General features: G+C 64.4%; 15 protein-coding genes. 11 read left to right on the top strand and 4 right to left on the bottom strand.

Annotation, left to right across the window (positions count from 1 at the left end; translation table 11 throughout):
- Positions 1-102: 102 nt before the first annotated feature.
- The 3 genes from ACR9YP_RS28165 to ACR9YP_RS28155 all read left to right on the top strand — a co-directional run bounded on the left by ACR9YP_RS28165 (position 103) and on the right by ACR9YP_RS28155 (position 3,450).
- Entirely contained in the window at positions 103-885 is a 783-nt protein-coding gene (locus tag ACR9YP_RS28165; RefSeq protein WP_474217644.1) for an acetoacetate decarboxylase, read from the top strand.
- A 122-nt stretch (positions 886-1,007) separates the two neighbouring features.
- Entirely contained in the window at positions 1,008-2,024 is a 1,017-nt protein-coding gene (locus ACR9YP_RS28160) for a transporter (RefSeq protein ID WP_438109004.1), read from the top strand.
- A gap of 22 nt (positions 2,025-2,046) precedes the next feature.
- Complete coding sequence (locus ACR9YP_RS28155) at positions 2,047-3,450, top strand: carbohydrate porin (protein ID WP_474217643.1); 1,404 nt, start codon at positions 2,047-2,049, stop codon at positions 3,448-3,450.
- Here the strand turns inward: ACR9YP_RS28155 and ACR9YP_RS28150 are convergent.
- From ACR9YP_RS28150 to ACR9YP_RS28140, 3 genes are all read right to left on the bottom strand, one after another.
- Positions 3,447-4,742 (bottom strand): MFS transporter, encoded by a 1,296-nt coding sequence (locus tag ACR9YP_RS28150; RefSeq protein ID WP_474217642.1) that lies wholly within the window; start codon positions 4,740-4,742, stop codon positions 3,447-3,449. The two genes, ACR9YP_RS28155 and ACR9YP_RS28150, sit on opposite strands and share 4 nt — an antisense overlap.
- Positions 4,743-4,854: 112 nt before the next feature.
- Positions 4,855-6,042 (bottom strand): acetyl-CoA C-acyltransferase, encoded by a 1,188-nt coding sequence (locus ACR9YP_RS28145; protein ID WP_438109001.1) that lies wholly within the window; start codon positions 6,040-6,042, stop codon positions 4,855-4,857.
- Between the two features lie 341 nt (positions 6,043-6,383).
- A complete protein-coding gene (locus tag ACR9YP_RS28140) occupies positions 6,384-7,154 on the bottom strand; it encodes an enoyl-CoA hydratase (RefSeq protein WP_474217641.1) in 771 nt (256 codons plus the stop codon).
- Positions 7,155-7,303: 149 nt separating this feature from the next.
- Between ACR9YP_RS28140 and ACR9YP_RS28135 the strand changes: the two genes are divergently transcribed.
- Positions 7,304-7,843: a PaaI family thioesterase gene (locus tag ACR9YP_RS28135; protein WP_438108997.1), complete on the top strand. Its 540-nt coding sequence runs from the start codon at positions 7,304-7,306 to the stop codon at positions 7,841-7,843.
- A gap of 59 nt (positions 7,844-7,902) precedes the next feature.
- Positions 7,903-8,520: a TetR/AcrR family transcriptional regulator gene (locus ACR9YP_RS28130; protein ID WP_438108995.1), complete on the top strand. Its 618-nt coding sequence runs from the start codon at positions 7,903-7,905 to the stop codon at positions 8,518-8,520.
- Positions 8,521-8,653: 133 nt separating this feature from the next.
- On the opposite strand, the gene ACR9YP_RS28125 is transcribed toward ACR9YP_RS28130, so the two are convergent.
- Positions 8,654-9,562, bottom strand: coding sequence for a LysR family transcriptional regulator (locus ACR9YP_RS28125; RefSeq protein ID WP_091895838.1), 909 nt, complete (start codon positions 9,560-9,562; stop codon positions 8,654-8,656).
- Between the two features lie 101 nt (positions 9,563-9,663).
- Between ACR9YP_RS28125 and ACR9YP_RS28120 the strand changes: the two genes are divergently transcribed.
- From ACR9YP_RS28120 to ACR9YP_RS28095, 6 genes are all read left to right on the top strand, one after another.
- Positions 9,664-11,160: a CoA-acylating methylmalonate-semialdehyde dehydrogenase gene (locus tag ACR9YP_RS28120; RefSeq protein WP_128934365.1), complete on the top strand. Its 1,497-nt coding sequence runs from the start codon at positions 9,664-9,666 to the stop codon at positions 11,158-11,160.
- Positions 11,161-11,311: 151 nt separating this feature from the next.
- Positions 11,312-12,457: an isobutyryl-CoA dehydrogenase gene (locus tag ACR9YP_RS28115; RefSeq protein WP_438108994.1), complete on the top strand. Its 1,146-nt coding sequence runs from the start codon at positions 11,312-11,314 to the stop codon at positions 12,455-12,457.
- Positions 12,454-13,521: an enoyl-CoA hydratase/isomerase family protein gene (locus tag ACR9YP_RS28110; protein WP_438108992.1), complete on the top strand. Its 1,068-nt coding sequence runs from the start codon at positions 12,454-12,456 to the stop codon at positions 13,519-13,521. Before ACR9YP_RS28115 ends, ACR9YP_RS28110 begins: the two co-directional genes overlap by 4 nt.
- Positions 13,522-13,779: 258 nt before the next feature.
- A complete protein-coding gene (gene mmsB / locus ACR9YP_RS28105; protein ID WP_438108990.1) occupies positions 13,780-14,667 on the top strand; it encodes a 3-hydroxyisobutyrate dehydrogenase in 888 nt (295 codons plus the stop codon).
- A gap of 132 nt (positions 14,668-14,799) precedes the next feature.
- Positions 14,800-16,518, top strand: a complete 1,719-nt coding sequence (locus tag ACR9YP_RS28100) for an AMP-binding protein (protein WP_438108989.1) — start codon at positions 14,800-14,802, stop codon at positions 16,516-16,518.
- On the top strand, positions 16,519-16,998 hold the full coding sequence (locus tag ACR9YP_RS28095; RefSeq protein ID WP_438108987.1) for a MaoC family dehydratase: 480 nt from the start codon (positions 16,519-16,521) through the stop codon (positions 16,996-16,998). It begins immediately after the preceding gene.
- Positions 16,999-17,057 lie beyond the last annotated feature (59 nt).

Below are 17,057 nucleotides of genomic sequence, written 5' to 3'. Positions count from 1 at the left end.
GGAATTCCTTCACATCGCAGTCAATGACGGCGGCTAGCAATTTGCATCGAGCCTGACGCGGCCGGGCGGGCATCACATAAGGCATCACACAGGAGACCAGCGATGCGCAGGGAAGACGTGCTGAGACTTCCGTCCATGCCAGCGGCCGGGCCGAGCTATCCCGCCGGGCCCTATCGCTTCGTCAACCGCGAATTCCTCGTCATCAGCTACGAGACCGATCCGGACCTGATCCGCGCCGGCCTGCCCGAGCCGCTGGAGCCGATCGACCAGCCGATCGTGCATTACGAATGGATCAAGATGCCTGACTCCTCCGGCTTCGGTAGCTACACCGAGTCCGGCCTCGTCATTCCCGCGCGCCTCAACGGCGAAGAGGTCAATTTCGTCTCGCAGATGTACCTGGACGACGATCCGCCGATCGCCGCCGGCCGCGAGATCTGGGGCTTTCCGAAGAAGTACGCCCATCCCAAGCTCGAGATCGTCAAGGACACGCTGACGGGCACGCTGGAATATGCCGGCCAGCTCGTTGCCATGGGCACGATGGGCTACAAGCATGAGAGCATGGCCGGCAACGGCAATCTCACCCGCGCCACGCTGTCGAAGACGCAAATCAATCTGAAGATGATTCCGGGCGTCGACGGTCGCCTCGAAGTCTGCCAGCTCGTCGCCATCAACCTCACCGACATCGTGCCGAAGGGCTCCTGGATGGGGCCCGGCCGTTTGCATCTGGTGCCGCACGTCAATGCGCCGGTCGCCGACTTCCCGGTTCGCCGCTGTCTCGGCGCGCACCATTACATCGCCGACCTGACGCTGCCGTTCGGCCGCGTCGTGCACGACTACGTCAGGGAAGCCGCGGCATTGGCCACGACGGGGCTGGCCGCGGAGTAGGGCGGCCGTCGCTCTGCATCATCAAACTGTAACAAAGCCGTAATTGAGTAGCCGCGCGGGGTCCGGAAGATGCCGTCAGCCATCTTCCGGATACGGGGCATTGTTGACGGTTGGGATTGGCCATGGCTGAGCCGGCAAAGCTAGTCAGCGCGATAACGAATGCCGAACCCGCCATTGCCGGTCTCGTGTGGGCCTTCCGTCTGCACAGCGACGGCAGCACTGAGGCGCTGCCGATCGACCAGCCGATCGAGTTCAGTCATGACGGCCGGCTCTGGCTGCATTTCAACCTGACCGATGCGCGCGTACGGCCGTGGATTGCGGCATCAACGCTGCCGCCGCTTGCGCGCGAGCTGCTGCTGTCGAACGACACGTTCCAGCAGCTTCACGTCATCGATCACTGCGTCTACGGCGTGTTCTCCGACCTTGTGCGCGAGATCGACAGCGCGACGGAAGAGACCGCGTTCCTGCGCTTCGCCATGACCGAGCATCTCCTGGTCAGCGGACGCCATCAGGCGCTGTGCTCGGCGGACGCAACGCGCCGCGTGCTCGAAGGCGGCTATCGCATCGACAATGTCGCCCATCTCCTGGAAAAGATCGTCGACGAGGTCGCCGACACGCTTGACAGGATGGCCGACAAGCTCGGGCAGGAGATCGACGACATCGAGGAGCGGATCCTCGCCGACGATAGCAAGCCGGAGATGCGCCGCAATCTCGGCCGGCTACGCCGGACCTGCGTGCGGCTGCATCGTCAGCTCACGGGCCTTCGCGTACTGTTCCACCGCCTCGACCAGAAGAACACCGACCATCTGTCGCCGGCCTTGCGGATCCACGCCGGCAAGCTGGCGCAGCGGCTGGACGGGCTCGATCACGACATCGTCGAGCTGCGCGAGCGCAGCCGCCTGCTCGAAGAGGAGCTGCGCTTCAAGAACGAGGAGGAAAGCAACCGCCACCTCCACACGCTCTCCATCGTGACCTCGCTGCTGCTGCCGCCGACGCTGGTCACCGGCATCTTCGGTATGAACACCAAGGGCCTGCCGCTCACCGACGTCGAGAGCGGGTTTCTCTGGGCGGCGGTGCTGATGGCCTCCTCGGTCGGCGCGGCCTACCTGTTTATGCGGCGCACGGGCATATTCAAATAGCGTGTGCCAGCCAGTATCGATCGTGAGTTGGCGTCCCCATACATCTGCATTGCGAGGCGCGGCCGCAATCGCGCTGGCGTGCACGGCAGCAAGCACAAGTGCATTGGCTGGCGCCAAGGACGAGAGCGCGGCCGAGTGGCTGTTTCCAAAATGGTTCAACGAATGGCATGACGGCCTCGCCAACAAGGGCCTGAACTTCGGCGCGACCTATATCGCCGACAATATCGCCAACGTCTCCGGCGGCGTGAAGCGCGGCGCCATCCATTTCGGCCGTCTCGATCTGTCGGTCGATGCCGATCTCGACAAGCTGGTCGGCTGGACTGGCGGCCGCTTCTACGCCAATGCCTTGGTGATCTACGGCCGCGGGCTGTCGCGCAACTACGTGATGAATCTCGCCACCATCAGCGAGATCGAGGCGCTGCCGGACCAGCGGCTCTACAATGCGTATTTCGAGCAGAGCTTCTTCAATGATCGCCTGAACATCAGGGCCGGCCAGCAGGCCGCGGACGTCGAGTTCTTCGACAGCCAGACCGACGACCTCTTCATCAACGGCACCTTCGGCTGGCCGGCGATCAAGGCATCCAACCTTCCGGCCGGCGGCCCGGCGCCACCGATCGCGGTGCCCGGCATTCGTATCAAGGCGGCGCTGACGGACAAGATCACGGCCTACGGTGCGGTCTTCAATGGTGATCCCTCAGGGCCGGGCGATGCCGATCCGCAATTGCGCGACCACCATGGCCTCGCGTTTCGTGTCAACGATCCGCCCTGGGTGATCGGGCAGGTCCGCTTCACCTACGACATCGATGTCGGTGGCCGTCCGCTCGCGGGCAATTTCACACCGGGCGCCTGGAAGCATTATGGCTCGTTCGACAGCCAGCGTTTTACCGCCGAGGGCGTCTCGATCGCCGATCCCAGCGGCAGCGGCATTGCCGCAAAACTTCGCGGCAACTACGGAATCTTCGCGGTGATCGAACAGGTGCTTTATCGTCCGCCCGAGGTGAGGGACAACAGCACCTCAGCCTCGCTCCCTGGCATCACGGCGTTCGGCCGTATCGCCTACAGCCCGCCGGACCGCAATCTGATCGACCTGTATATGGACGGCGGCATCGGCTTCGTCGGCTTCACGCCTGGCCGTCCCCTCGACCGATTCGGCGTGGCGATGGCCTACATGCGGATTTCGAACACCGCCCGCAATCTCGATCTCGACACGCAGGCCTTCACGGGCATCCAGAGTCCGGTGCGCAGCAACGAGACCCTGATCGAGATGATCTACGAGGCGCACGTCAAGCCGGGCTGGCTGATCGCGCCTTACTTTCAGTACGTGTTCCGCCCCTCTGGCGGCGTCCCGAACCCGAACGATCCGACCGGCATCTCGTGGATCGGTGACGCCGCGGTGTTCGGCGTCACCACCACGATCAGGTACTAGGCCATGGCCGCTTGCGGATTCGGCTTGGGTTGCCGCGACAGCGCCAGCACGATCAGCGAAGCGAACACGCACAGCGCGCCGGCGATGAAGAAGGCGGGCAAATAGCTCTGATAGACCGTCCGCGAAAAACCGGCACCGAAGGCGGCAGTACCGGCACCGAGCTGATGGCCGGCAAAGATCCAGCCGAACACCAGATTGGCGCGCTCGGGTCCGAATTTTTGAGCTGTGAGCCGCACGGTCGGCGGCACCGTGGCGATCCAGTCGAGTCCGTAGAACATCGCGAACACCGACAGGCCGTAGAACGAGAAATCGCTGAAGGGCAGGAAGATCAGCGAGAGCCCGCGCAGGCCGTAGTACCAGAACAAGAGCCAGCGATTGTCGTAGCGGTCCGACAGCCAGCCCGACATGATGGTGCCGAAGAAATCGAAGATGCCCATCGCAGCTAACAGGCTCGCCGCCTGCACTTGCGGGATGCCGAAATCGAGGCACATCGGGATCAGGTGCACCTGGACGAGACCATTGGTTGAGGCGCCGCAAACGAAGAAGGTCGCAAACAGGATCCAGAACGCAGTCGACTTCGAGGCATCGCGCAGCGTGCCGAGCGCAACGCCCGTGATCGAGCCATGGCTCACGGGCGGAGCGGGCAGGGGCGCGGTGCCTTCATCGCCGAACGGGCGCAGGCCGACATCGCTCGGCCGGTCGCGCATCGCGAGCAGGACTGCCAGGGCCGAGACGCCGAGCATGATGCAGACGAAGCCGAGCGCGAGACGCCAGCCGAAGCGCTCGGTCAGGCTTGCGAGCAGCGGCAGGAACACGAGCTGGCCCGTGGCGACGCTCGCCGTCATGATGCCGACGACGAGGCCGCGTCTTGCGGCGAACCAGCGCGTGGCGATGGTCGCGCCCAGCACCAGCGCGGTCATGCCGGTGCCGATCCCGATCACCACGCCCCACAGCGCCACGAGTTGCCAGACCTCGGTCATGCCGAGCGAGAGCACGAGCGCCGACACGACGATCAGCTGCGCGGCGAGCGTGACGTTGCGCAGGCCATAGCGGTTGAGCAGGGCGGCCGCGAACGGCGCCATCAGCCCGAACAGGATGAAGCGGATCGACAGCGCGGAGGAAATCTCCGCCGTGCTCCAGCCGAACTCCTTTTGCAGGGGAACGATGAACACGCCGGGCGCGCCGACCGTGCCGGCGCCGATCAGCGCGGCGAGGAAGGTCACGCCGACCATCACCCAGCCGTAGTGGATGTTGCGGCGGGAAAGTGCTGCCGCGAGCCAGTTCGAGATCATTGGGCCTCAACGTTGATGGGCAGGTCGCAACAGACCTGCGTCAGCTTGCAGGATGGCACGGGACGCGTCTGTCGAAAATGACAGAGTTCCCTCGTTTTCGGACGTCCTCGCGTCAGTGCGCCAGCCGCTCCACCGCAATCGCCGTGGCTTCGCCGCCGCCGATGCAGAGCGCCGCGACGCCGCGCTTGAGGTTCTGCGTCTCTAGCGCGTGCAGCAGCGTCACGATCAGCCGCGCGCCGGTCGCGCCGATGGGATGGCCGAGCGCGCAGGCGCCGCCGTTGATGTTGAGCTTGTCGCGGGGAATGCCGAGATCGCGCTGCGCCGCCATCGCCACCACGGCGAAAGCCTCATTGATCTCGAACAGATCGACATCGCTGGCGCTCCAGCCGACCTTGTCGAGCAGCTTGCGGATCGCCGGGATCGGCGCCGTGGTGAACCATTGCGGCTCCTGGCTGTGGGTGGCGTGGCCCTTGATCTCGGCCAGAACCGGCAAGCCGCTCCGATCGGCGAGCGAGCGCTTGGTCAGCACCAGCGCGGCAGCGCCGTCGGCATTGGCGGAGGAGGCAGCCGGCGTGATGGTGCCGTTGGCGCGGAACGCCGGCTTCAAGCCGGGGATTTTTGCGGGATCGACCTTCAGCGGATGCTCGTCATTGGTGATGACGCGGGGACCCGCTTTCTCGGTGAGCGTAATCGGTGCGATCTCGGCCTTGAACGCGCCACCCTCGACGGCCTTGCGCGCGCGGCTGAGTGTCTCCATCGCGTAGGCGTCCTGGTCCTTGCGGGTGAACTGGTAGGCTTCCGCGGTGGCCTCGCCGAAATCACCCATGGAGCGGCCGGTCTCGTAGGCGTCCTCCAGCCCGTCCATCATCATGTGGTCGATGATGCGGTCATGGCCGGCGCGGTAGCCGCCGCGCGCCTTGGCCAAAAGATACGGCGCGTTGCTCATGCTCTCCATGCCGCCGGAAACGACGATGTCGGCAGAGCCGGCGCGGATGATGTCGTGCGCCAGCATGGTCGCTTTCATGCCGGAGCCGCAGACCTTGTTCACGGTGGTGGCGCCAGTGGCATCGGGCAGTCCGGCCGCGCGTGCGGCCTGGCGTGCCGGTGCCTGGCCCTGACCGGCCGGCAGCACGCAGCCCATGAAGACCTCGTCGACCTTCTCGGGCGCAAGTTTTGCGCGCTCCAGCGCCGCGCCGATCACATGCGATCCGAGCTTGTGCGCGGGGAAGGGCGACAATTCGCCCATGAAGCGGCCGAGCGGGGTGCGAACGGCGGAGACGATGACGACGGGATCGGCCATGACAAACTCCCTGTGCTGACAAGTAAGATTATGATCATCATATGATGCAATGCAAAAAATGCAACCCGCGCCGGGGATGAGAAAATGTCGTGGTTCGGATGAGATTTGGTCGTTCGATTGGGTGAGGCAGGGATGTGGTTGTGACGGAGTTGCGGTTGTAGGCGGTGACCGCCCCACACTCTGCTGTCATTGCCCGCGAAAGCCGGCAATCCAGTATTCCAGAGACCCGTGTTGGCGAACTCGCTCTTGCAACTGGCGCCGCGGCGTACTGGATGCCCGGTCAAGCCGGGGCATGACGCCTTTAGCTTGGCGAGAGCTTCTTCAGCACAGTGGCGGCAGACCTACCGCTTCCTGTTCACGAACGCCTGCATTAGCCGCGTCGGCTCGTCCGTCAGGAACGACTCGCCGAACACCTTCACGCTCAAATTCACCGACTCCGTCAGCGGCAACTCCTCCCATTGCCGCAGCAGCGCCTTCTGCGACCTCAGCGCCTCGGGGCCGCATTCGAGCAACGCGTTCACCAGGTGCTCGATCTCCGCATCCAGCCCGCCTTCCGGCGCGACCTTGTCGATCAGGCCCCAGGCCAGCGCGGTGGCTGCGTCGATGTTCTCCGCCGTCATCACCAGCCAGCGCGCGCGGGCCCAGCCAATCAGGCGCGGCAGGAGCGCGGCATGGATCACCGAGGGGATGCCGACGCGCACCTCCGGCATGCCGAAATGCGCATCATGCGCGGCGATGCGGAAGTCGCAGGCGGCGGCGACCTCGAGCCCGCCGCCGAGGCACCAGCCGGGCATGCGCGCGATCACCGGAGCCGGGAAGGCGCGCACGGCCTCACAGAGATCGCGCAGGCGGCCGATGAAGGCTTCGGCCGACTTCTGGTCGAGCTTCGCCATCTCCTTGATGTCGGCGCCGCCGATCATGCTCTTCTCGCTCTGGCCGCGCAGCACCACGACGCGGATGTTGCGGTCGGTGGCAAGCCGCTGCAAGCCTTCGCGCACGGCATCGGTCACGGGCGAGCCGAGAATGTTGAGTGGGCCGGCGTTGCAGATCGCGACGTGAACAACGCCGCGCGCGTCACGCGTCACGCCGCAGTGGTGATTGAGCATTTCCATTATGCATCCCGAACGGTTCGTGGCAGGCGCAAGGCGCCGGGTCGAAGTCACTTCCGGGCCGAAACGCCCGGCTTGTCAAGCGGGCGGACCGGAGTTGCCAGCGGGAAGTCCGTAGCATAGCATGATATATGTCATATAACGAGGCCGTCATGACCCAAGCCGATCAACTAGACCTGTTTTCGCCCGACCAGCGGCGCGAGCGCGTGGTGGATTGGCAGGCGCCTGCACCGGTTGCGAAAGTGGTGATGGGCCTGTCGGGCATGGACGCCATGATGGGCATTCGCGACGGCCGCTTGCCGCCGCCGCCCTTCGCAAAACTGATCGGCTTCACGATGGCCGTGGTCGAGCCGGGCCGGATCGTCATGGAACTGGAGCCGCGTGAAGATCTCGAAAATACCATCGGCCTCCTGCACGGCGCGACCGCCGCGGGGTTGCTGGATACGGCCATGGGGTGCGCGATCTCGACCCGACTGGAGGCCGGGCAGGGCTCCGTGACCCTCGATTTGAAGCTGACCTTCCTGCGTCCACTCTCGGTCCGTTCGGGGCTGATCTCGGCCGAAGGCAAGGTGATCAAGCTGGGGCGCCAGACCAGCTATACCGAAGGCTTCGTTCGCGACGGGAAGGGCGCGCTGGCGGTGCATGCAACTGCAACCTTTTCTATGATCGGCAACAATCTAACTGCGAATTAATGCGCCGTTCGCGGCATTTGCGTGTTATGAGATGATCTCCGACATTCAATGAGATGCGCATGCGCTATTCCCGGGAACACAAGCAGGAAACCCACGACCGCATCGTGAAGAAGGCCTCCGTGCGGCTGCGCGAAAAGGGCGCCCACGGCATCGGCGTCGCCGACCTCATGAAGGAGGCGGGCCTGACCCATGGCGGCTTCTACGCGCATTTCGATTCCCGCGAGGCGCTGGTGATCGAGGCCTTCGCCTACGCCATGGATCGCTCGATGGACCATTGGCGCAAGCTCACCGGCGAGGCCGCTCCTGAAAAGCGGTTGGCGCTGATCGCCGAGAGCTATCTCTCCGCGCTGCATCGCGACAATCCAGGTCATGGCTGCTCGATCCCCTCGCTCGGCGCCGAGATCGCCCGCGAGAGCCCAAAGACGCGCAAGGCCTTTGCCGGCAAGCTCGACGAGATGATCGAGATGATGACCGACTATATCCCGAACATGCCGCGCAAGGCCGCACGAAAACAGGCGATTGCGACACTCGCCACGATGGCCGGCGCCATGCTGCTGGCGCGCATCGCGGGCTCAAGCGAGCTGTCGGACGAGGTGCTGAAGGCGGGCCGGGAAAGCGCGCTCGACGGCGCGAAGCGCGAGCCGAAGGTGTCGGCGGTGAAGAAGACAAAGAACTAAGTGCCGTAGGGTGGGCAAGGCGCATTTGCGCCGTGCCCACCATCACTCCACGCTCGCGGCTGATACGGTGGGCACGCCACGAGCCGCGCATTTGCGCGTCTCGTCACTTTGCCCACCCTACGAAATCATCAACTCACCGTCCCGCAAACAACGCCCGCTCGCGCTCCACGATCTCGCTGATGTAATCCGCCACGGCCCTGATCCGCGCGAGGTCCTTGCTGTCGGCGTGCATCAGCATCCAGAACGTGCGCGTAATCGAGATCTCCTCCGGCAGCACCGGAACGAGCTGCGGATAGTCGGTCGCCATGAAGTGCGGCAGCACCGCGATGCCGAACCCCGAGAGCGTGGCATTGAGCTGCGCGATCAGATTGGCACTGCGGAAACGTGCGGAAATCTTCGGCGACACCTGAGGCAGATAGTCGAGCTCCGGCGTGAACAGCAATTCCTCGATGTAACCGACGAAGCGGTGCTGCGGCAGGTCCTGCCGCGAGGCGATCTCTGGGAAGCGGTCGAGATAGGCAGGCGCGGCATAGAGCCCGAGGCGGTAGTCGAGCAGCTTGCGGCCGACGATGCGGCCTTCCTTGGGCATGGTCAGGCTGATGGCGATGTCGGCCTCGCGCTTGGAGAGGCTGAACAGCCGCGCGGTGGCCACAAGTTGCAGGTCGAGATCGGGATAGCGGTCGGCAAAGGGGGCGAGGCGCGGTGCCAGGAAGGCGGTGCCGAAACCGTCGGGTGCGCCGATCCGCACCGTGCCGGTCAGCCGTGCCACGGAGCCACCGACTTGCTCCTGGTTGGCGACGATGGTGGATTCCATGGCTTCCGCGCTGTCGGCGACGCGCTGGCCGGCCTCGGTGAGGAGGTAGCCGGTCTTGCGCCGGTCAAACAGCTTGGCCGAGAGGTGCTTCTCCAGCCGATCGACACGGCGGATCACCGTGGCATGGTCGACCCCGAGCTGTTTTGCCGCAGCCGAGACCGAGCCGCCCCGCACGATGGCCAGCACGAAGCGAAAGTCGTCCCAGTCGATAGCGCCTTGATCCAGCATTTTCGCACATCTATGGTGCATTATCTCAGACTTGAATCCTATAAAATGCAGGTCGATAGGATTTGTCAAAGCGATCAGCTGAGCCTGAAGGAGATCATTCCATGCGTTCAATCGGACATTTCATCGGTGGCAAGGAGGTCAAGGGCACCTCAGGCCGCACCGCCGACGTTTTCGAGCCGATGACCGGTGACGTCCAGGCCAAGGTGGCGCTGGCATCGAAAGCGGAGGTCCGTGCAGCCGTCGAGAACGCCCGCGCCGCACAGCCGGAGTGGGCCGCGACGAATCCGCAGCGACGCGCCCGCGTCATGATGAAGTTTCTGGAGCTGGTGCAACGCGACTACGACAAGCTCGCCGAGCTGCTCGCGCGCGAGCATGGCAAGACCGTTCCTGACGCCAAGGGCGACATCCAGCGCGGCCTGGAGGTCGCCGAGTTCGCCTGCGGTATTCCGCACCTGATGAAGGGCGAATACACCGAGGGCGCCGGCCCCGGCATCGACATCTATTCCATGCGCCAGCCGCTCGGTGTCGTCGCCGGCATCACGCCGTTCAATTTCCCGGCGATGATTCCGATGTGGAAGTTTGCCCCCGCGATTGCCTGCGGCAATGCCTTCATCCTCAAACCGTCGGAGCGCGATCCCGGCGTGCCGATGAAGCTCGCCGAGCTGATGATGGAGGCGGGCCTGCCGGCCGGCATCCTCAACGTCGTCAACGGCGACAAGGAAGCGGTCGACGCCATCCTCGACGATCCCGATATCAAGGCGATCGGCTTCGTCGGCTCCACGCCGATTGCGCAGTACATCTACGAGCGCGCAGCGCAGACCGGCAAGCGCTGCCAGTGCTTCGGCGGCGCCAAGAACCACGCCATCGTGATGCCCGACGCCGACATGGATCAGACGGTCGATGCGCTGATCGGCGCCGGCTACGGCTCCGCCGGCGAGCGCTGCATGGCTATTTCCGTCGCCGTTCCCGTCGGCAAGACCGCCGCCGACCGTCTGATGGAAAAGCTGATCCCGCGCGTCGAGAGCCTCAAGATCGGCACCTCGATCGACCCGTCGGCCGACTACGGTCCGCTGGTCACGCGCGAGGCGGTCGAGAAGGTCAAGAGCTACATCGACATCGGCATCAAAGAAGGCGCGACGCTCGCCGTCGACGGCCGCGGCTTCAAGATGCAGGGCTACGAGAACGGCTTCTATCTCGGCGGTTCGCTGTTCGACAACGTCACCAAGGACATGCGGATCTACAAGGAAGAGATCTTTGGCCCGGTGCTCTCCGTCGTGCGTGCGCACGACTACAAGGAAGCGCTGGCGTTGCCGTCAGATCATGATTACGGCAACGGCGTGGCCATCTTCACCCGCGACGGCGACGCCGCACGCGACTTCGCGGCCAAGGTGAACGTCGGCATGGTCGGCATTAACGTGCCGATCCCGGTGCCGATCGCCTATTACACCTTCGGCGGCTGGAAGAAGTCGGGTTTCGGCGATCTCAACCAGCACGGTCCGGATTCGGTTCGCTTCTACACCAAGACCAAGACGGTGACCTCGCGCTGGCCGTCCGGCGTCAAGGAAGGTGCGGAGTTCTCGATCCCGCTGATGAAGTGATTTTCTGAACGTCATTGCGAGGAGCCCGCGACAATATTGCGAAGCAATTTTGCGCGGGTGCGACGAAGCAATCCGGACTGTCTCCGCGGAGGGATGCTGGATTGCTTCGCTGCGCTCGCAATGACGGTGGAGTGAAAGGTTAGGCGGCAGCATGCAGTTCGCTCTGAACGAGGATCAGGTCGCAATTCGCGACATGGCTTTGGCGTTTGCAGCGGAAAAGATCGCGCCGCACGCGTTACGCTGGGACGAGGAGAAGCATTTTCCGGTCGACGTGATGCGCGAGGCCGCCACGCTTGGCATGGGCGGCATCTACATCCGCGACGATGTCGGCGGCTCCGCCATGACGCGGTTCGACGCGGCGCTGATCTTCGAGGCGCTGGCGACGGGCTGCCCGACCACCTCGGCCTTCATCTCCATCCACAACATGGCGTCCTGGATGATCGATGCCTTCGGCAGCGATACCCAGCGCCACACATGGCTGCCAAAGCTCTGTACCATGGAGCTGATCGCGAGCTACTGCCTGACGGAGCCGGGCGCCGGCTCGGACGCGGCAGCGCTGCGCACCCGCGCGGTGCGCGATGGCGACCATTATGTGCTCAACGGCCAGAAGCAGTTCATCTCGGGCGCCGGCGGCACCGACCTCCTGGTCGCGATGGTCAGGACCGGTGGCGATGGTCCCGGCGGCATTTCGACCCTCGTCGTCGACGGCAAGACGCCGGGCGTCTCGTTCGGTGCCAATGAGCGCAAGATGGGCTGGAACGCGCAGCCGACCCGCGCCGTGATGTTCGAGAACGCCCGCGTGCCGGTCGCCAACCGCCTCAGCGAGGAGGGCGCCGGCTTCAAGATCGCGATGGCCGGCCTCGATGGCGGCCGCCTCAATATCACCGCGTGCTCGCTCGGTGGTGCGCAAATAGCGCTCGACAAGGCGCGCGCCTACATGAAGGAGCGCAAGGCGTTTGGAAAGCGCCTCGACGAATTCCAGGCGCTGCAATTCCGTCTTGCCGACATGGCGATCGAGCTCGAGGCCGCGCGCACGTTTTTGTGGCGCGCCGCCGCGGCGCTCGACCGCAAGGACCCCGACGCCACCATGCTGTGTGCCATGGCCAAGCGGTTTGGCACTGACGTCGGCTTCGAGGTCGCCAACCATGCGCTGCAGCTTCACGGCGGCTACGGCTACCTCAGCGAATACGGCATCGAGAAGATCGTGCGCGATTTGCGCGTGCACCAGATCCTCGAAGGCACCAATGAAATCATGCGGCTCATCGTGGCGCGCAAACTGATCGAGGGCGCGCGATGAGCGGCGTGGAAGAGGGCGACCTGATCGCCCGTGTCGAGGGCGCAGCCGGCGTGATCCGCCTCAACCGTCCGAAGGCGCTCAACGCCGTGACGCTGGAGATGTTTCGCGACATCGACAAGGCGCTCGACCGCTTCGAGGCCGATCCGGGCATCGCCGTGATCCTGCTGGAAGGTGCCGGCGAGCGTGGCTTGTGCGCCGGCGGCGACATTCGCACGCTCTGGGAAAGCTCCAAAGTCAATGGCGACCTCGGCAAGATCCTGTGGCGCGAGGAGTACATCCTCAACGCCCGGATCAAGAAATTCCCGAAGCCGTATGTGGCGTTCATGGACGGCATCGTGATGGGTGGTGGCGTCGGTTTGTCAGCCCATGCCAGCCACCGCGTCGTCACCGATCGCACCAAGCTGGCGATGCCCGAGGTTGGGCTCGGCTTCTTCCCGGATGTCGGCGGCACCTATTTGTTGTCGCATTCGCCGGGCGAGATCGGCACCTATTTCGGGCTAACCGGCCAGACCATGAACGGGCCGGATGCGATCCATGCGAAGTTCGCCGACTGGGTCGTGCCGGCCGTGAGGCTGCCGGAGCTGCGCGAAGCCCTGACGAAGCTGCACTCGGGCCCGACCGCCGCCGACGTTAGCAAGCTCATCAACGGTTTTGCGACCGGTGAAACCGCAGGCCCGGTCGCCGCAAAAGAGCCGACTATCGACGCATTGTTTGGCTTCGACCGCATGGAAGACATCTTCACAGCGCTCAAGCGCGACGGCTCCGAATTCGCTCTGACGACGCTGAAGACGCTCAACGAAAAATCGCCGCGCGGCATGGTGGTGACGCTGAACCTGCTGCGGCTCGCGCGCAAATCATCGAGCCTTGAAGAGTGCCTGGTGCGCGAATATCGCGCCGCGCTGGAGGTCTTCCGCAGCGACGATTTCCGCGAGGGCGTGCGCGCGGCCGTGATCGACAAGGATCGCAATCCGTCGTGGTCGCCGCCGCGCATCGAGGACGTGACGCCGCAGATGCTGGCGCCATATTTCGCCGAAATCGGCGCCGACGAGCTGAAGTTCAACTAGTATGTGGATGCAGCCAAGGACTCGGATCACCTCTCCCGTAGGGAGAGGTCGGATCGCATCAAGAGATGCGATCCGGGTGAGGGGCTACAGTGTCACTGGGTGCGGCGGCCCCTCACCCGGATTGCTCTGGACGATGCTGCGCATCGCCAGGCGCAATCCGACCTCTCCCCGTTGGGGAGAGGTGACCCCAATGCCGCCAATTGTGCCTAATTTCTTCGATCTATAATCAGCGAGACATCTCAAGCGGAGGAAACGACAATGGCCACGATCGCATTCATCGGTCTCGGCAATATGGGCGGCCCGATGGCCGCCAACCTGGTCAAGGCCAGCCACAAGGTCGTCGCCTTCGACCTCGTCGAGGCCTCGCGCGCGCAAGCCAAGGCCGACGGCGCCAGCATTGCCGACAGCGCTGCGGGTGCTGTGAAGGGCGCGGACGTCGTCGTCACCATGCTGCCGGCCGGCAAGCACGTGCTCTCCGTCTGGAACGAGGTCGTTCCTGCCATGGCCAAGGGGGCGCTGATCATCGACAGCTCCACCATCGACGTCGAGAGCGCGCGGCAGGCGCATACGTTGGCCGCCAAGTACGGCGTGCTCTCGGTCGATGCGCCGGTCTCCGGCGGCACGGGTGGCGCCAAGGGCGCGACGCTCACCTTCATGTGCGGCGGCGAGGAGAGTGCCTTCGCGGCGGCGAAGCCCGTGCTGGAGAAGATGGGCAAGAAGATCGTGCATTGCGGCGGCGCCGGCGCGGGGCAGGCCGCAAAGATCTGCAACAACATGATCCTCGGCATCTCCATGATCGCGGTGAGCGAGGCGTTTGCATTGGCTGAGAAGCTCGGGCTCTCGCATCAGGCGCTGTTCGACGTCGCCTCGACCTCGTCGGGCCAGTGCTGGTCGCTGACGACCTATTGCCCGGTGCCGGGCCCGGTGCCGACCTCGCCGGCCAACAACGATTACAAGCCGGGCTTTGCCTCGGCGCTGATGGTGAAGGACCTGACGCTGGCGCAGGACGCCGCGAAAGCCGCGGGTGCGGCGACGCCGCTCGGCAAGCATGCGCAGGAGATCTATCAGTCTTTCGACGCAGCCGGGCAGGGCGGGGTGGATTTTTCCGGAATTATCAAGCACGTTCGCAGCCTCGCTGGAAAATAGCGAGGCTTTGCTCGTAGCCCGGATGGAGCGAAGCGCAATCCGGGACAGCTCTTTCAATTGGCGCGACCGTCCCCCGATTGTGCTTCGCTCCATCCGGGCTACAGTCGAAGGTCAATTCGACGGGCCCGGATCATGACGACATTTCAGGAAGCGCGCGCGTTTTTGCTAAAGCACCGCACGGATTACGAGACAGCGGTCAAGGGCTTCCGCTGGCCCGATCCGGTTCCCTTCAACTGGGCGCTCGACTGGTTCGATGCCGACCTCGCGACGAATGCGGAGAGCAGGGACAGGCCTGCGCTCTGGATCGTCGATGCCGCGCAGGACCGGCAGACCAAGCTCTCTTTCGCGACTCTCTCGAAGCGCTCGAACCAGGTCGCAAACTTCCTCCGCGCGCAGGGCTTGAAGCGCGGCGATCATCTCCTGCTGCTGCTCGGCAATGTGGTTCCGCTGTGGGAGACGATGCTGGCGGCGATGAAGCTCGGCGTCGTCGTGATTCCCGCGACCACGCTGCTCACCGCAGAAGAACTGCGCGATCGGCTCGATCGCGGCAAGGCGAAGGCGGTGGTGGCCGCCGAGGACCAGGTCGCGAAATTCGCCAGCCTCGGTACCGAGAGTATCGTCCGCATCGTGGTCGGCACGACGTCCGATGGCTGGCTGGCCTATGACGAGGCGGCGACCGCTTCGGAGAGCTTTGCGCCTGACGGTCCGACCAAGGCCGACGACCCGATGCTGCTCTATTTCACCTCGGGCACGACCGCAAAACCAAAACTGGTGCGGCACAGTCAGCGCAGCTATCCGGTCGGCCATCTCTCCACCATGTACTGGATCGGGCTGAAGCCCGGCGACGTCCATCTCAACATCTCGTCGCCCGGCTGGGCCAAGCATGCCTGGAGCTGTTTTTTCGCGCCGTGGAATGCGGGTGCGACCGTGTTCGTGGTCAACCAGCCGCGTTTCGACGCCAAGGGCCTGCTCGCCACCATCGGCCGCAGTGGCGTCACCACGCTATGCGCGCCGCCGACGGTGTGGCGGCTGTTCATCCAGGAGAATCTCGCATCGTTCAAGGTGTCGCTTCGCGAGGTCTGCGGCGCCGGCGAGCCGCTCAATCCTGAAGTGATCGACCAGGTACAGGCCGCCTGGGGGCTGACCATCCGCGACGGCTACGGCCAGACTGAAACGACTGCACTCGCCGGCAATTCGCCGGGCCAGCCTATCAAGATCGGCTCGATGGGCCGGCCGCTGCCGGGCTATCGCGTGCAGATCAGCGATGCCGACGGCAACCCGGCGAAGGAGGGCGAGGTGACGCTGGTGCTGGGCGTGAACCGTCCCGCCGGATTGATGCAGGGCTATCAGAGTGATGACGGCAAGCTCTCCGGTGCGGAAGGCGAGCTCTATCGCAGCGGCGACGTCGTGTTCGCGGATGAGGATGGCTATCTCACCTTCGTCGGCCGCTCCGACGACGTGTTCAAATCGTCCGACTACCGAATCAGCCCGTTCGAGCTGGAGAGCGTGCTGCTCGAGCATGAGCTCGTCGCCGAGGCCGCCGTGGTGCCGAGCCCGGATCCGATCCGGCTCGCGGTCCCCAAGGCCTTCGTACTGCTGGCGTCGGGCGCAGAGCGCTCGCCCGAGACCGCGCTGTCGATCTTCAAGCACCTGCACACGCGTCTCGCACCATTCAAGCGCATCCGCCGCCTCGAAATCGTCACCGAGCTGCCGAAGACGATCTCTGGAAAAATCCGCCGCGTGCAGCTACGCAGGCTGGAGCGCGACGACGACCGCACCGATCCGCTGCGCGGCCGGGAATTCCGCGAGGAGGATTTTCCGGAGCTGGCGAAAACACGGAGTGAGACCTAAGTGAACGAAGTCTGGAAGAAGCCGCCGATTACGCTCGACGCCTATCAGTCCATGGTCGGCAAGGAGATCGGCGTGTCGTCGTGGCACCTGATCGATCAGCCCCGCATCGACACCTATGCCGACGTGATCGAGGATCACCAGTTCATCCATGTCGACCCTGAAAGGGCGAGGAAGGAAACCGCGTTCGGCACCACCATCGCGCACGGTTTTCTCACGATGTCGCTGATGTCGATCATGTCCTATGAGGTGATGCCGGTGATCGCGGGCACCACGATGGGCGTGAACTACGGCTTCGACAAGCTGCGCTTCATTTCGCCGGTGCGCTCCGGCAGGCGCGTCCGCGGCCGTTTCGTGCTGGCGGAAGCCAAGCTGCGCAAGCCGAACGAATTGCAGTCCCGCACCAACGTCACGGTGGAGATCGAAGGCGAGGACAAGCCCGCGCTGGTTGCGGACTGGCTCGGGTTGATCTACTTCGAGTAAGCCCAAGCCGTCATGGCCGGGCTTGACCCGGCCATCCATCGCTGCTCAAAAAGGAAACC

Source organism: Bradyrhizobium sp. BR14999 (genome assembly GCF_056106085.1).
This window is presented reverse-complemented; position numbering and strand designations above follow the sequence as displayed.

What these genes read in the sequence shown, in the direction of transcription:
- mmsB (WP_438108990.1), top strand. Translation starts at nt 13,780, where the DNA reads ATGGCCACGATCGCATTCATCGGTCTCGGCAATATGGGCGGCCCGATG.
- ACR9YP_RS28110 (WP_438108992.1), top strand. Translation starts at nt 12,454, where the DNA reads ATGAGCGGCGTGGAAGAGGGCGACCTGATCGCCCGTGTCGAGGGCGCA.
- ACR9YP_RS28140 (WP_474217641.1), bottom strand. Translation starts at nt 7,154, where the DNA reads ATGGAAATGCTCAATCACCACTGCGGCGTGACGCGTGACGCGCGCGGC.
- ACR9YP_RS28165 (WP_474217644.1), top strand. Translation starts at nt 103, where the DNA reads ATGCGCAGGGAAGACGTGCTGAGACTTCCGTCCATGCCAGCGGCCGGG.
- ACR9YP_RS28100 (WP_438108989.1), top strand. Translation starts at nt 14,800, where the DNA reads ATGACGACATTTCAGGAAGCGCGCGCGTTTTTGCTAAAGCACCGCACG.
- ACR9YP_RS28135 (WP_438108997.1), top strand. Translation starts at nt 7,304, where the DNA reads ATGACCCAAGCCGATCAACTAGACCTGTTTTCGCCCGACCAGCGGCGC.
- ACR9YP_RS28130 (WP_438108995.1), top strand. Translation starts at nt 7,903, where the DNA reads ATGCGCTATTCCCGGGAACACAAGCAGGAAACCCACGACCGCATCGTG.
- ACR9YP_RS28125 (WP_091895838.1), bottom strand. Translation starts at nt 9,562, where the DNA reads ATGCTGGATCAAGGCGCTATCGACTGGGACGACTTTCGCTTCGTGCTG.
- ACR9YP_RS28115 (WP_438108994.1), top strand. Translation starts at nt 11,312, where the DNA reads ATGCAGTTCGCTCTGAACGAGGATCAGGTCGCAATTCGCGACATGGCT.
- ACR9YP_RS28120 (WP_128934365.1), top strand. Translation starts at nt 9,664, where the DNA reads ATGCGTTCAATCGGACATTTCATCGGTGGCAAGGAGGTCAAGGGCACC.
- ACR9YP_RS28160 (WP_438109004.1), top strand. Translation starts at nt 1,008, where the DNA reads ATGGCTGAGCCGGCAAAGCTAGTCAGCGCGATAACGAATGCCGAACCC.
- ACR9YP_RS28150 (WP_474217642.1), bottom strand. Translation starts at nt 4,742, where the DNA reads ATGATCTCGAACTGGCTCGCGGCAGCACTTTCCCGCCGCAACATCCAC.
- ACR9YP_RS28145 (WP_438109001.1), bottom strand. Translation starts at nt 6,042, where the DNA reads ATGGCCGATCCCGTCGTCATCGTCTCCGCCGTTCGCACCCCGCTCGGC.